Origin of the sequence: Pseudoalteromonas sp. L1 (genome assembly GCF_021728095.1) — a bacterium.
Classification (GTDB): Bacteria; Pseudomonadota; Gammaproteobacteria; order Enterobacterales; family Alteromonadaceae; genus Pseudoalteromonas.
In genome coordinates this window covers 213367-226977 of record NZ_JAKKCT010000005.1, presented here as the reverse complement: position 1 = coordinate 226977, position 13611 = coordinate 213367, and the positions used below count along the sequence as shown (strand labels likewise).

Annotated in this window: 12 protein-coding genes; all 12 read left to right on the top strand. The window is 43.4% G+C overall.

Features of this window, described 5'->3' with window-relative positions:
• Positions 1-177 precede the first annotated feature (177 nt).
• From mraZ to L3V38_RS16075, 12 genes are read left to right on the top strand one after another with little or no spacing between them, the layout of a single operon-like run.
• Entirely contained in the window at positions 178-636 is a 459-nt protein-coding gene (gene mraZ / locus L3V38_RS16130) for a division/cell wall cluster transcriptional repressor MraZ (protein WP_036971213.1), read from the top strand.
• A gap of 30 nt (positions 637-666) precedes the next feature.
• On the top strand, positions 667-1602 hold the full coding sequence (gene rsmH, locus L3V38_RS16125) for a 16S rRNA (cytosine(1402)-N(4))-methyltransferase RsmH (protein WP_062568610.1): 936 nt from the start codon (positions 667-669) through the stop codon (positions 1600-1602).
• Positions 1602-1928, top strand: coding sequence for a cell division protein FtsL (gene ftsL, locus L3V38_RS16120; protein ID WP_130149393.1), 327 nt, complete (start codon positions 1602-1604; stop codon positions 1926-1928). Before rsmH ends, ftsL begins: the two co-directional genes overlap by 1 nt.
• Positions 1925-3742 (top strand): penicillin-binding transpeptidase domain-containing protein, encoded by a 1818-nt coding sequence (locus L3V38_RS16115; RefSeq protein ID WP_062568612.1) that lies wholly within the window; start codon positions 1925-1927, stop codon positions 3740-3742. The genes ftsL and L3V38_RS16115 overlap by 4 nt, the downstream gene beginning before the upstream one ends.
• The gene (gene murE, locus L3V38_RS16110; protein WP_237120016.1) at positions 3735-5213 is read left to right on the top strand and encodes a UDP-N-acetylmuramoyl-L-alanyl-D-glutamate--2,6-diaminopimelate ligase; all 1479 of its coding nucleotides are present in this window, start codon (positions 3735-3737) and stop codon (positions 5211-5213) included. The genes L3V38_RS16115 and murE overlap by 8 nt, the downstream gene beginning before the upstream one ends.
• Complete coding sequence (gene murF / locus L3V38_RS16105; protein WP_237120015.1) at positions 5210-6598, top strand: UDP-N-acetylmuramoyl-tripeptide--D-alanyl-D-alanine ligase; 1389 nt, start codon at positions 5210-5212, stop codon at positions 6596-6598. The genes murE and murF overlap by 4 nt, the downstream gene beginning before the upstream one ends.
• Complete coding sequence (mraY, locus tag L3V38_RS16100; RefSeq protein WP_193987822.1) at positions 6592-7674, top strand: phospho-N-acetylmuramoyl-pentapeptide-transferase; 1083 nt, start codon at positions 6592-6594, stop codon at positions 7672-7674. Before murF ends, mraY begins: the two co-directional genes overlap by 7 nt.
• Positions 7675-9000 carry a UDP-N-acetylmuramoyl-L-alanine--D-glutamate ligase gene (murD, locus tag L3V38_RS16095; RefSeq protein WP_237120014.1) on the top strand — a complete coding sequence of 442 codons (1326 nt, stop codon included), beginning with the start codon at positions 7675-7677 and terminating at the stop codon, positions 8998-9000.
• On the top strand, positions 8997-10169 hold the full coding sequence (ftsW, locus tag L3V38_RS16090; protein ID WP_062568617.1) for a cell division protein FtsW: 1173 nt from the start codon (positions 8997-8999) through the stop codon (positions 10167-10169). Before murD ends, ftsW begins: the two co-directional genes overlap by 4 nt.
• Positions 10166-11242 (top strand): undecaprenyldiphospho-muramoylpentapeptide beta-N-acetylglucosaminyltransferase, encoded by a 1077-nt coding sequence (gene murG / locus L3V38_RS16085; RefSeq protein WP_237120013.1) that lies wholly within the window; start codon positions 10166-10168, stop codon positions 11240-11242. The genes ftsW and murG overlap by 4 nt, the downstream gene beginning before the upstream one ends.
• Entirely contained in the window at positions 11242-12693 is a 1452-nt protein-coding gene (murC, locus tag L3V38_RS16080) for a UDP-N-acetylmuramate--L-alanine ligase (RefSeq protein WP_130149399.1), read from the top strand. The genes murG and murC overlap by 1 nt, the downstream gene beginning before the upstream one ends.
• Complete coding sequence (locus L3V38_RS16075) at positions 12690-13610, top strand: D-alanine--D-alanine ligase (protein ID WP_130149400.1); 921 nt, start codon at positions 12690-12692, stop codon at positions 13608-13610. Before murC ends, L3V38_RS16075 begins: the two co-directional genes overlap by 4 nt.
• Position 13611: the final 1 nt, after the last annotated feature.

Here is a 13611-nt window from a genome sequence, read left to right as displayed (position 1 = left end):
CTTTGCTTGAGCCCTTATTTTTTCTGGCTTTAGAAGGCGAGTATGATGATCAGCTTACTTGACAAAATGGCTTGTCAAGCCCTAAACTGGAGCACTGTGGTAAAAAGTGGTTTTTAGTGGATCAAATTGGATCAGAAATAATCGTCAGCGATTAACAACCTAATTTTAAGGCAAGCTATGTTTCGGGGTGCGAGCTCTCTGAGTTTGGATGATAAAGGACGCTTTGCGGTACCAACCAAGTACCGAGATGCGATCTTGTCTGAAGATCAGGGAACGGTTATTTGCACTGTTGCTTTAAATGAACCTTGTTTGTGGTTGTACCCATTAGCTGAATGGTTAGAAATTGAATCGCGATTATTAAAGATCTCTAACATGAATCCACGTGCACGCCGTATGCAACGAATGTTGCTCGGTAATGCTACAGAGTATCAACTAGATAAAAATGGCCGAATCTTGCTGGCGCCGTCGTTACGGGCTCATGCAGAACTTGGAAAAAAAATCATGTTGGTTGGCTTGATGAATAAGTTTGAAATTTGGGATGAAGATCGTTGGCATGAGCAAATGCGCCAAGATACTGAAATTGAACGCCTAGGTGATTTTGAGGCAAATCCTGAGTTCGATAACTTTTCACTCTAACCACAATAATAAAAAGGCAAAAAATAGCTAATGACAGCGCAATTTGAACATGTCTCTGTACTAATGGACGAAACCATAGATGCTTTGGATATTAAACCCGAAGGCATTTACATGGATGGCACATTTGGTCGCGGCGGACATTCAGGTCAAATTCTTGCGCGTTTAAGTGATCAAGGTCGCTTACAAGCAATCGATCAAGATCCGCAAGCGATTAAAGCCGCCGAAAAATTTGCCGACGATACGCGATTTTCAATTGCCCATACCCGTTTTTCAAACTTAAAAACGGTTGCTGAAGACAACAATTTAATCGGCAAGGTTGATGGTATTTTGTTAGATATCGGTGTTTCTTCACCACAGCTAGATGATGCTGAGCGCGGCTTTAGTTTTATGAAAGATGGCCCGCTTGATATGCGTATGGATCCAACCAGTGGTCGCAGCGCGGCACAATGGCTAGCGGAAGCTGAACTTGAAGATATCACTCATGTGATCAAAACCTATGGCGAAGAAAAATTTGGTCGCCGTATTGCTCATAAAATTATTGAGACTCGTGAGCACACTGCGATTACTAGCACCAAGCAGCTTGCTGATTTGGTCGATGAAGCAGTCCCCGTAAAAGATAAACATAAGCACCCTGCAACACGCACATTCCAAGCGATCCGTATTTATATCAACAGTGAACTTGAAGAAATTCAAACTGCACTGCAAGCCGCTGTTGACGTTTTAAAACCAGGTGGGCGTTTAGTCGTTATCTCGTTCCACTCGTTAGAAGATCGCATTGTTAAGCAGTTTATTAAAAAACAGAGTAAGGGAGAGGCGATACCCAGAGGTCTGCCTTTAACGGACGCACAAATAAATAAAAACCTGACGTTAAAGGCAGTGGGTAAAGCCATTAAGCCTAGCAAAACGGAGATTGAAATGAATCCTCGTTCGCGTAGTTCGGTACTAAGGGTTGCGCAGAGATTGTAATGAAAGCAAAAGCGACGCATCGCCAACCAAACTTATTTAAAGAAATTTTTAAAGGCCTAGGAGCTAATAAGCTGACCTTGGCCTTGTTGGTTGTGATCCTTGCATCGAGCTTGGGTGTGGTTCAAGTGACACACTTAGCACGTCAACAGTTAATAGAGCAGGATAAATTATTGCAAGAGCGTGATGAACTCGATTTAGAGTGGCGCTACTTGTTGGTAGAAGAAGAGTTTTACTCACAGCATGCGCGCATCGAAGAAGTTGCGACCATGCAGCTTGAAATGAAAAGGCCAACTAGCCAAGATGAACAGGTGGTAGTACTGCAATGAGAAGCAGAGGGAAAAAGCCAACAAATACCTTGATCACATGGCGTTTTACGCTCGTGTGTTCAGTTGTTCTACTCGTCTTTATGACGTTAGTTGCTCGTGCTGCCTATTTACAAGTGATTGAGCCTGATAAAGCCCGTTCAGAAAGTGATAAACGCACAGTGCGGGTTGAAAAACAACATGTACAACGGGGCATGATTTTTGACCGCAATGGTAAAGAGCTTGCCGTTAGTGTTCCTGTTGTTAGCGTTTATGCAGATCCAAAAGCACTTCATAAATCTTTAGTAAGCAAAGTACTTCGCCAAGCCCGTAAAAATGGTGAAGACCAAAATGCCCTTGCTGAAAACACCAATGAGCTCAATAAACGTATTGCCACGTACTATAACCACGATTTACGTTGGCGAGAGCTGGCTGATGTGCTTCGTATTGAGCCAAAGAAAATTAATGCACGCCTGCGCGATAACCCTAAACGCCGCTTTGTTTATTTAAAGCGTCAAGTGACTCCCGCTGTAGCAAATTATATTGGTGATTTACGTTTACCTGGTATCCATTTACTTGATGAATCAAAACGCTATTACCCTGCCGGTGAAGTGACAGCGCATGTTATTGGTTTTACTAACATTGATGGTCACGGTATTGAAGGCATTGAAAAACTTTACGAAAAACAACTTACAGGTGTCGAAGGGCAACGTACTATTCGTAAAGATGCGCAAGGTCGTGAAGTGGAAGTACTTGATGAGCGTGAGCGTGTTGAACCTGAAAATATACAGCTTAGTATTGATCAACGTATTCAGGCAATCGCCTATAAGGCTGTTAAGTCGGCAGTGCTGACATATAAAGCAACCTCAGGATCAGCGATGGTCGTCGATGTAAAAACAGGCGAAGTGTTAGCGATGGTTAATAGCCCTTCGTTTAACCCTAATAACCTTAACGATGCAGCACCTCATAAACGTCGTAATCGTGCTATTACAGATTTATTTGAGCCAGGCTCAACTGTTAAGCCGCTAGCCATTTTAGCTGGTTTAGACTACGGCTCGATCCAACCGGATGACATCATTGATACTTACCCAGGCTGGATGCGCGTAGGTGGCAGCTTAGTACAAGATACACGAAACCATGGTGAAATGACTTTAAGAGAAATCTTGAAGTATTCAAGTAATATGGGTGTTACAAAAGTGAGCCAAACCGTACCGAAAGACTATTTTGTTGGTCTTTATCAAAAAGTAGGTTTCGGAAGCGACAGTGGAACAGGCATGGTCGGCGAAAGTAGCGGTTTATTTTACCCTAATCGACGTTGGTCAGATCACGAGATAGCAGCGCTTTCATTTGGCTATAACCTCGCGGTGAGCACAGCACAAATGGCCCGTTTCTACGCCATGCTTGGCTCGGGTGGTGTAATGCGTCCGTTAACAGTTTTAAAGCAAGATTCAATTCCTGAGGGTGAACGTGTCTTTCAACAAAAAGACGTTGAGGCTGTAGTTCACATGATGGAGAGCGTATTTGAAAAAGATGGTACGGCTAGAAGCGTTAAAGTTGATGGCTATCGTGCTGCGGGTAAAACGGGAACCTCTAAAAAAGCTGCTGTGGGTGGTTATGGTGACGAATATGTCGGTTACTTTGCAGGTGTCGCACCGGCCAGTAACCCTCGTTTAGCTGTTGTAGTAATGATTAATGAACCCGGTGGAGATGTATATTATGGCGGTGCGACGGCAGGCCCTGCGTTTGCAGAGATTGTCTCCAATGCCTTAAGAATTTTAAACGTCGCACCGGACAAAGATGCGGTTGCGTACGTAGAAGGCAAAGATAACGATGCGTGATTTAAAACCGATTCTTAATCATATTGATGTTGAAGCCAATACCTTATTGGTGAATCAACTTCGTCTTGATAGCCGAGACGTAAAACCAGGCGATGTATTTGTCGCAATTAAAGGGCACCAACTTGATGGTGGCCAATTTATTGATAAAGCTATTGAAAATGGTGCTGTGGCAATCATTGCAGACCGTTTATGTCAGTTTGAGAGCCATTTTGAACCACTTTTTTTAATTACTGATTTAGCTAAGAAATTACCTGCTTTGGCCGCTGCTTTTTATGGCCAACCTTCTAAACAACTTGAATTAGTGGGTGTCACGGGCACCAATGGTAAGTCAACAACCACAGCTATGATTGCGCATTTAGCGCAGCAGTGTCATAAGTCAGCTGCGGTCATCGGCACTCTAGGTTATGGTCACCCTGATAACTTAACGCCACTGATGAATACTACGCCTTCAAGTGTTGACTTACAGCGTATTCTATCTGAATTAGAACAACAGCATACTGACATTGTGGCAATGGAAGTTTCATCCCATGGCTTAGTTCAACAACGTGTTGATCATTGCCAGTTTAAGGCGGCAGTATTTACTAATCTTTCACGGGATCATTTAGACTATCATGGCTCAATGGAAGCATATGGTGACGCTAAACTGATGTTAATGCGTGACCATAATCCTGAACTTGTCGTACTGAATCAAGATGATGCGCAAGTTGAGTTGTGGTTAGAAAAATACGACTTTAATAACCTTGTTTGTTATGGACATAAAAACTTAACACCTGAAAACGCACGTTTTGTCTATTTCAGTGAAGTAACCTATGACAACACAGGTATTGCCGCTAAGTTCGAAACCAGTTGGGGCGATGCATATATTACATGCGCTTTATTTGGTGAATTCAATCTTTATAACTTGGCTGCTGCACTCGCAACGCTTCTTGGCTTAGGGTATCCACTTAAATTATTAGCTGATGCGTGTAGTACTTTGCAGCCTGTCGCAGGGCGTATGCAGGCATTTAGTGCGCCAGGCCAACCAACCTGTATTGTAGATTACGCTCACACTCCTGATGCGCTGGCACTTGCATTACAAGCATTGCAAAAACATGTTCCGGGTGGCGTGAGTTGTGTATTTGGTTGCGGCGGTGACCGCGATAAAGGCAAACGCCCAATGATGGCAAAAGCTGCAGAAGGGAATGCAGACCGTATTATTATCACCAGTGATAATCCACGCAGTGAAGATCCTAACGAGATTATTGCTGATGTTATTGCTGGGCTTGAACATCCAGAGCAAGCTCACAGTGAAGCAGATCGCGCTCGCGCAATCAGCTACGCAATAGAACAAGCCAGTGCCGATGATGTCATTCTTATTGCAGGTAAAGGCCACGAAGATTATCAAATTATTGGCGAGCAACGTATCGATTTTTGTGATCGTCAATATGTACAACAACAATTAAAAGAAAAATCGCAAGGGGCGCAGTTATGATCCCTATGGATTTTGATTGGCTAGCAAACGTTCTAGCAACCGATTACCAAGGTGGTAATCAACAAGTTAAAAATATAAATACAGATACGCGTACACTCTGTGAGGGAGACGTGTTTTTAGCGCTTCAAGGACCAAACTTTGATGGCCACAAATTTATAGCACAAGCCAAAGAAAAAGGGGCGATAGCAGTGGTAGTGGCACACCCTGTTAATGTCGATATTGTGCAGTTTGTGGTCACTGATACACGCATTGCGCTAGGTGAAATTGGCTCAGCCGTTATGGCGCAAGTTGCACCTAAAACTATTGCGATTACGGGCAGTGTTGGTAAGACAACCGTAAAAGAAATGTGTGCGGCAATTTTGTCAGGGCACGGCGAAGTGCTTTCGACGAAAGGCAACTTTAATAATGACATTGGTGTGCCACTGACTTTATTACGCCTTGAACCACAGCATGAATATGCGGTGATTGAATTGGGCGCGAATCACATTGGTGAGATTGCTTACACCGTTGCAATGACTAAACCCGATGTTGCCGTGGTGTGTAATGTAGCAGCTTCTCACTTAGAAGGTTTTGGCTCACTTCAAGGTGTAGCAACAGCAAAGGGCGAAATCTATGATGGCTTAAAGCCAGATGGTGTAGCCGTGGTTAACTGTGACAGCGATTTTGCTGATTTTTGGCTCGCCAAACTAAATGAACGCAACGTAAAACGCTTTTCTACTAGCAAGCAATTAGATTATTGGGCAGAAGATGTGGTGCTTGATGAACAGGCTCGCGCATCTTTTATGCTGTGTAATCAAGATAAAAAAGTACCTGTTACCCTTGCTCTACCTGGTAAGCACAATATTGCCAACGCACTGATTGCCACAGCCTTAACGACTGAGCTTGGCGTAAGCCTAGAAAGCATTGCATCGGCACTGGCAACCATGGGTGAAGTTAAAGGTCGTGTGAATGTACTCAAAGTCTCTGACACGCTGACTGTGATTGATGACACTTATAATGCCAATGTACAGTCTGTAAAGGCGGCGATTGATTTATTAAGTGATATGCCAGGTCGTCGCATTTTTGCACTAGGTGATATGGGCGAGCTTGGCGAAGAAGCACGTTTTTATCACCAACAAGTCGGCGAGTACGCACAGCAAAAAGGGATTGATGAGCTATACAGCTTAGGCGTATTGAGCAAGTCAGCCAGTGATGTATTTGAAAAGCCAAACCGCCACTTCTCAAGCCGCGAACAATTACTACAACAATTGCAGAGTGTGCTTGCTCAGTCTCAGCAAAAAACCACGATAGTTGTAAAAGGGTCACGTAGTTCTCGTATGGAACTAGTCGTCGCAGATTTAGTTAATAGCCAGCAAAATGGCAACAATGGAGTATCGTCATGTTAGTTTGGCTGGCAGAGTATTTAACACAATATTACAGTGGTTTTAATGTCTTTTCGTACCTAACGCTGCGCGCGATTTTAGGTATTTTAACAGCATTACTTATATCACTTTATTTTGGTCCAATATTAATCCGTGGCTTGCAAAAGATGCAAATTGGTCAAGTCGTTCGTCATGATGGACCAGAGTCTCACTTGTCGAAAAAAGGCACGCCAACCATGGGTGGCATTTTGATTCTAGGTGCTATTTTTACCAGCACATTGCTGTGGGCTGACTTATCTAATAAGTATGTTTGGGCAACTTTATTTGTTGTGGGATCATTAGGTATCGTTGGCTTTATTGATGATTACCGCAAGGTTATTCGTAAGGATCCAAAAGGACTGATTGCTAAATGGAAGTATTTTTGGCAGTCAGTCATTGCTTTAGTCGTGGCTAGTGCGTTGTATTTTACATCGCAGCAAGCAAGTGAAACGTCTTTGGTTGTGCCGTTTTTTAAAGATGTATTGCCGCAGCTAGGCTTGTTTTATATCGTCATGACTTACTTTGTAATCGTCGGCACATCGAATGCAGTAAACCTGACAGACGGCCTTGATGGTTTAGCAATTGTACCTACTATTTTAGTGGCTTCGGCACTTGCTATTATTGCTTACCTCACCGGTAATGTGAATTTCTCAAGCTACTTACATATTCCTCATTTACCACTGGCAAGTGAACTGGTTGTGGTATGTACCGCGATTGTTGGTGCAGGCCTTGGTTTTTTATGGTTTAACACTTACCCAGCGCAAGTATTTATGGGCGATGTTGGCTCATTAGCGCTGGGCGGAGCACTTGGCATTATTGCGGTACTCGTTCGACAAGAACTTATTTTAATTATTATGGGTGGTGTATTTGTAATGGAAGCCTTATCAGTGATTTTACAGGTAGGCTCTTACAAATTACGCGGCCAACGTATTTTTAGAATGGCACCCATTCATCATCACTATGAGTTGAAAGGTTGGCCTGAGCCGCGCGTAATTGTGCGCTTTTGGATTATTTCAATTGTGCTAGTTCTTGCTGGCCTTGCTACATTGAAGATCAGGTAAATGACAGTTATTAACGAGATAAAAAATAAAAAAATTACAGTGCTCGGACTCGGTGTAACCGGTCTGGGCATTGTGCGTTTTTTATTATCTCAGAATATAAAGCCAATTGTTGTTGATAGCCGCACAGCGCCACCGGGTGCAGATTGGTTAAGCGAGCATGCTCGTGAGTTAACGACTCACTTTGGTGATTTAAATAATGCACAGCTGAGCAGCAATGACATTATTATCATCAGTCCAGGTTTAAGCTTAGCGACACCGGCTGTCGCAAACGCAATTGATGCTGGTGTGGAAGTGATTGGTGATGTTGAGTTGTTCGCGCGCCTAACAAATAAACCCATTGTGGCAGTGACGGGCTCAAATGGTAAGTCGACCGTTGTTACATTAGCGTTTGAAGTGCTTAAAGCTGCCGGTTATAAAGTAGGCCTTGGCGGTAACATTGGCACTGCGGTGCTTGATTTACTGTCGCAAGACTACGATGTGTATGTACTTGAGCTGTCGAGTTTTCAACTTGATACCACGCACAGCTTAAAAGCCAAAAGCGCTTGCGTACTTAATGTGAGCGAAGATCATTTAGATCGTTATTCAAGCTACCAAGCTTATATAGATTCAAAACAAAGTATTTATAACGGATCAGAGCTTGCTGTCGTCAATGCTATTGATGTGGCAACGCACACAGCAAAGCAGCCACAAGTAAGCTTTGCTCTCGCGCATGCAGACTATGCACTGATTGAACATCAAGGTGAGCACTATTTTGCAGCTTATGGGAAGCCCGTGTTACCTGCAAGCAGTTTGAAAGTAGTGGGCTCGCATAATCAACAAAATGCCTTAGCTGTAATGGCATTGCTAAGTCCTTTTGACATAACAGTAGCACATTATGAGCAAGCATTCGGCGCATTTATAGGACTTGCGCACCGTTGTCAGTTTGTTGCTGAAATTAAGGGTGTAAAATATTTTAATGATTCAAAGGCGACCAATGTCGGCGCAACTATCGCAGCCATTGAAAGCCTAGCTGACCAAGCAAAACAGTTAGTTGTTATTGCAGGTGGTGATGCGAAAGGGGCTGATTTAGATGCTCTAAAACCGTATCTAACCAACAAAGTCAAAGCCTTAGTATGTTTTGGTAAAGACGCCAAAGCACTCGTAGCACTGAGTGATAAAGGTCATTTAACCACGAATATGCATGAAGCTGTGCAGCTAGCGAAAAAACTAAGTGTTGATGGTGATATCGTACTTTTAGCGCCAGCTTGTGCGAGTATTGATATGTATAACAACTACATGCAACGCGGTGATGACTTTACGCAATGCGTATTGGCGGAGGCAGTATGATTGCATTTGCAGATATCCGTGACGCATTAACACCTAAACAGTCCGCACAGCTTTATGATGTCCCCTTATTGTATTGCATGATAATGCTGATTGGTGTTGGTTTTGTCATGGTAACCAGTGCTTCGATGCCTACCGCTGAAAGGTTATTTGACGACCCTTACCATATTATTATTCGCCATGCGATGTTCCTTGTTATGGGGTTTATCTTATTTTGGATCACAACCAATGTACCTATGGATTGGTGGAAACGAAGTAATCCCTATTTGTTATTACTAGGCCTTGCTTTGCTTTTATTAGTTCTTGTTGTGGGTCGCGAAGTGAATGGTGCAAAACGCTGGATCCCGATTGGACCAGTGGGTTTTCAGGTTGCAGAAGCGGCTAAGTTATACTTTTTTAGTTACATCGCTGGCTACTTGGTTCGTAAGCGAGAAGAAGTGCAAGAAAACTTAAAAGGCTTCGCAAAGCCTATGGTGGTATTTGGTGCATATGCTTTATTAATTTTATTACAACCTGACTTGGGTACCGTGGTTGTACTATTTGTTACGACGGTGGGCCTATTATTTTTAGCCGGTGCGAAGCTATGGCAGTTTTTTGTATTGATTTTAACAGGCGTTGCTGCCGTTGTCGGATTGATCATTGCTGAACCTTATCGTATGGCACGTGTTGTAGGCTTTTTAGAGCCATGGGAAGACCCGTTTGGTAAAGGATATCAACTCGTGCAGTCGCTAATGGCATATAGCCAAGGGGGCTGGTTTGGGCAAGGTTTGGGTAACAGTGTACAAAAATTGCAGTACCTACCAGAAGCACATAATGACTTTATTTTTGCTGTAATTGGCGAAGAACTCGGCTTTTTTGGGGTTATGAGTATTTTATGTGTGTTGGCTGTTTTGGTATTCAGAGCATTATTAATTGGTCAAAAGGCACTTAAATGCGGAAAAGAGTATGAAGGCTATTTTGCGTTTGCGATAGGTATTTGGTTTGCTTTTCAAACCATGGTGAATGTCGGCGCGAGTGCCGGTATTTTGCCAACCAAAGGCTTAACACTGCCATTTATTTCTTATGGTGGTTCAAGCTTATTAGTAATGACGATAGCCACAGGTGTACTTTTACGTATTGACTTTGAAACTAAAATGGCGACCAAGCAAGCGACTTCAGGAGGTAAGCGATGAGTAAAAAATTACTTGTTGTTGCCGGTGGTACTGGTGGACATATTTTTCCAGGCATTGCAGTGGCTGACTTTCTCAAACAGCAAGGCTGGCAGGTTAGCTGGATTGGTACACCTGATCGAATGGAAGCAACTGTGGTCCCTAAGCACAATATTGAAATTGATTTTATCGATGTCAAAGGGGTGCGAGGCAATGGTATTAAACGGCTAATTAAAGCACCATTTATGGTGATGAATGCGATTTTTCAAGCGCGTAAAATTCTAAAAGCACAACGCCCTGATGTGGTACTTGCAATGGGCGGTTATGTGACAGGACCAACAGGGATTGCAGCGAAAAGCTTAGGTATCCCGTTAGTGATTCATGAGCAAAATGCAGTCGCTGGTATGAGTAATCGTTGGTTAGCTAAGTTTGCCAGTAAAGTATTAGCGGCTTTTCCTTCAGCATTTGCTAAGGGGCAGTGCGAGGTAGTCGGTAATCCAGTAAGGGCAAGTGTTGCTCAAGTCAGTGCCAAACAAACAAGCACACCCATTAATATATTAGTTGTGGGGGGATCGTTGGGAGCGCAGGTGCTTAATCGCACTTTACCTGCTGTATTCAGTGCACTTTCAGCGCAAACAACGCTTAATATATGGCACCAAACCGGAAAAAATAATGAACAAAAAGTCACGGCAGACTATCAACAACTAAGTCTTGCTGAAAATACGAAAGTGGCTGAGTTTATTGATGATATGGATAGTGCGTATCAATGGGCCGATTTGGTTATTTGCCGTGCTGGTGCATTAACGGTTAGTGAGATTGCCGCAGCAGGTCGAATGGCATTATTTGTGCCGTTCCCACATGCAGTGGATGACCATCAAACTGCTAATGCTGCTTATTTAGTTAACTCAGATGCTGCACTGATGATGCAACAAAACGCGTTTTCTAAAGAGGCGGTGGTGGATTTGTTGACACCGTACTTAATTGCACCAGAAAAAATTTCCATAATGGCAAGCAAAGCAAAACAGCTTGCTATTTTAGATGCCACAGCCAAGGTTGCAAACCGCTGTGAGCAGCTAGTAGATAGAAGAGATTCGTAGTGAAAGAAAGCATGATGAAAGAAAACAACACGCGCCCTGCGATGCGTCGTATCGACACCATCCACTTTGTTGGAATTGGTGGTGCAGGGATGGGTGGTATTGCCGAAGTACTTGCTTTTGAAGGTTACCGTATTACCGGCTCTGATATTGCGCACAGTGCAATGACTGAGCGCCTAATTCATGTTGGCGCAGAAGTGTTTATTGGCCATGATGAAAACAATGTAAAAGATGCCAGCGTTGTGGTGGTATCAAGTGCAATCAATGAGCAAAATCCCGAAATTAAAGCGGCTAGAGCAGCGCGTATCCCTATTGTTCGCCGTGCAGAAATGCTTGCTGAACTAATGCGTTTTCGCCACGGTATTGCTGTGGCAGGAACACACGGTAAAACAACTACAACCAGCTTAATCGCGAGTATTTATGCGCAAGCAGGTCTTGATCCAACCTTTATAATTGGTGGTCTTTTAAATAGCGCAGGTAGTAATGCCAAAGTCGGTAAGAGTGATTTCTTGATTGCAGAAGCCGATGAAAGTGATGCATCATTTTTGCATTTACAACCTATGGTATCGGTGATCACGAATGTTGAAGAAGATCACATGGATACCTATGGTGGCAGCTTAGAGAAGATGAAAGATACCTATGTCGATTTCATCCACAACCTGCCATTTTACGGTCTCGCCGTTGTCTGTATCGATTCAGACGTTGCTGCTGAGCTTATTCCACGTTTTGGCCGCCCAGTGATCACCTATGGTGAGTCAACGGATGCAGATTATAGAATGCTTAACTTCAGTCAAACAGCTAACACATGCTCGTTCGATGTTGTGAATAAACAAGGTGAAAGCTTACCTGTAACTTTAAATATGCCTGGTAAGCACAACGCTTTAAATGCAACAGCGGCTATTGCTGTTGCCAAAGATCAGCATATTGCTAACCAAGCGATTTTAGAGGCGCTTGCGCAGTTTGAAGGAGTGGGTCGTCGTTTTCAGCATTACGGCACTTTTGATAATGAACGTGGTAATGTCATGTTGGTGGACGACTATGGTCATCATCCATCAGAAGTTGCAGCAACCATTGCGGCAGTGCGCGAAGGTTGGCCTGATAAGCGTTTAGTGATGGTTTATCAGCCTCACCGCTATAGCCGTACACGTGACTTGTATGAAGATTTCGTGAAAGTATTGGCAGATGTCGATCAACTTTTATTACTAGATGTGTATTCAGCAGGTGAAGAGCCAATAGTCGGAGCCGATAGTAAGAGTTTATGTCGTAGTTTGCGTCAACGAGGCAAAGAGCCTATTCATGTTGCCAATAGCTCTGAGCTTGCAGGCGTTCTTGCTAACCTTCTGCAAGATAACGATTTAGTATTAACTCAAGGTGCTGGTAACATTGGTCAGTTAGTTAAGACGCTCGCGGCTACTAACTTATCTATTGAACAACTGAAGCAGGTAAATGTATGAGCCAGTTAAGCGACAAATTTGGCAAAGTAGCAGTGCTTTTTGGCGGCACATCTGCTGAACGAGAAGTTTCTCTAAAATCAGGCCAAGCTGTATTGAATGCTTTGCAAAGTGTGGGCGTTGATGCCATTGCTTTTGATCCAAAAGATCAGCCTTTGTGGCAATTAAAAGAGCTAAACATTGAACGTGTGTTCATTGCTCTACATGGTCGCGGTGGTGAAGACGGTACTATTCAAGGTGCTCTTGAATTTATGGGGATTCCTTATACCGGTAGTGATGTTTTAGGCTCAGCACTGGCGATGGATAAAGTACGCTGTAAACACTTGTTTAAAGCAATGGGCTTAAGTACCGCTCCTTATGCTGTTGTTGATAGCCGCTATGAGTTTGATAGCCAAGCAATTATTAATGAATTTGGCAAAGTGATGGTTAAGCCGTCACATGAAGGCTCAAGCATTGGTATGGCTGAGGCGAGTAACGCAGAGCAACTAGATACTGCGCTCAACGCTGCATTTAAGTTTGATAGTCAAGTGCTTGTTGAGCAGTGGATCTCGGGGCGTGAGTTTACCGTTGCTGTGCTTGGACACGATGTTCAGCCGGTCATTGAAATGACCACGCCAAATGGTTTTTATGACTATCAAGCTAAGTATCAGTCAAGTACAACTCAGTATCATTGCCCTGCGGATATATCTGTGCAAGAAACTGAACTGTTGCAAGATATGGCATTAAAAGCATTTGATTTAGTCGGGGCCAGCGGTTGGGGACGTGTCGATGCGATGCGCGATGAGCAAGGTAATTTTTACTTACTCGAAGTCAATACAGTTCCTGGCATGACTGAAAAATCATTGGTACCAATGGCAGCAAAAGCCAACGGAGCGAGTTTTGAGCAATTAGTTGTTCGCATTTTGGAGCAAACCCTTTAAT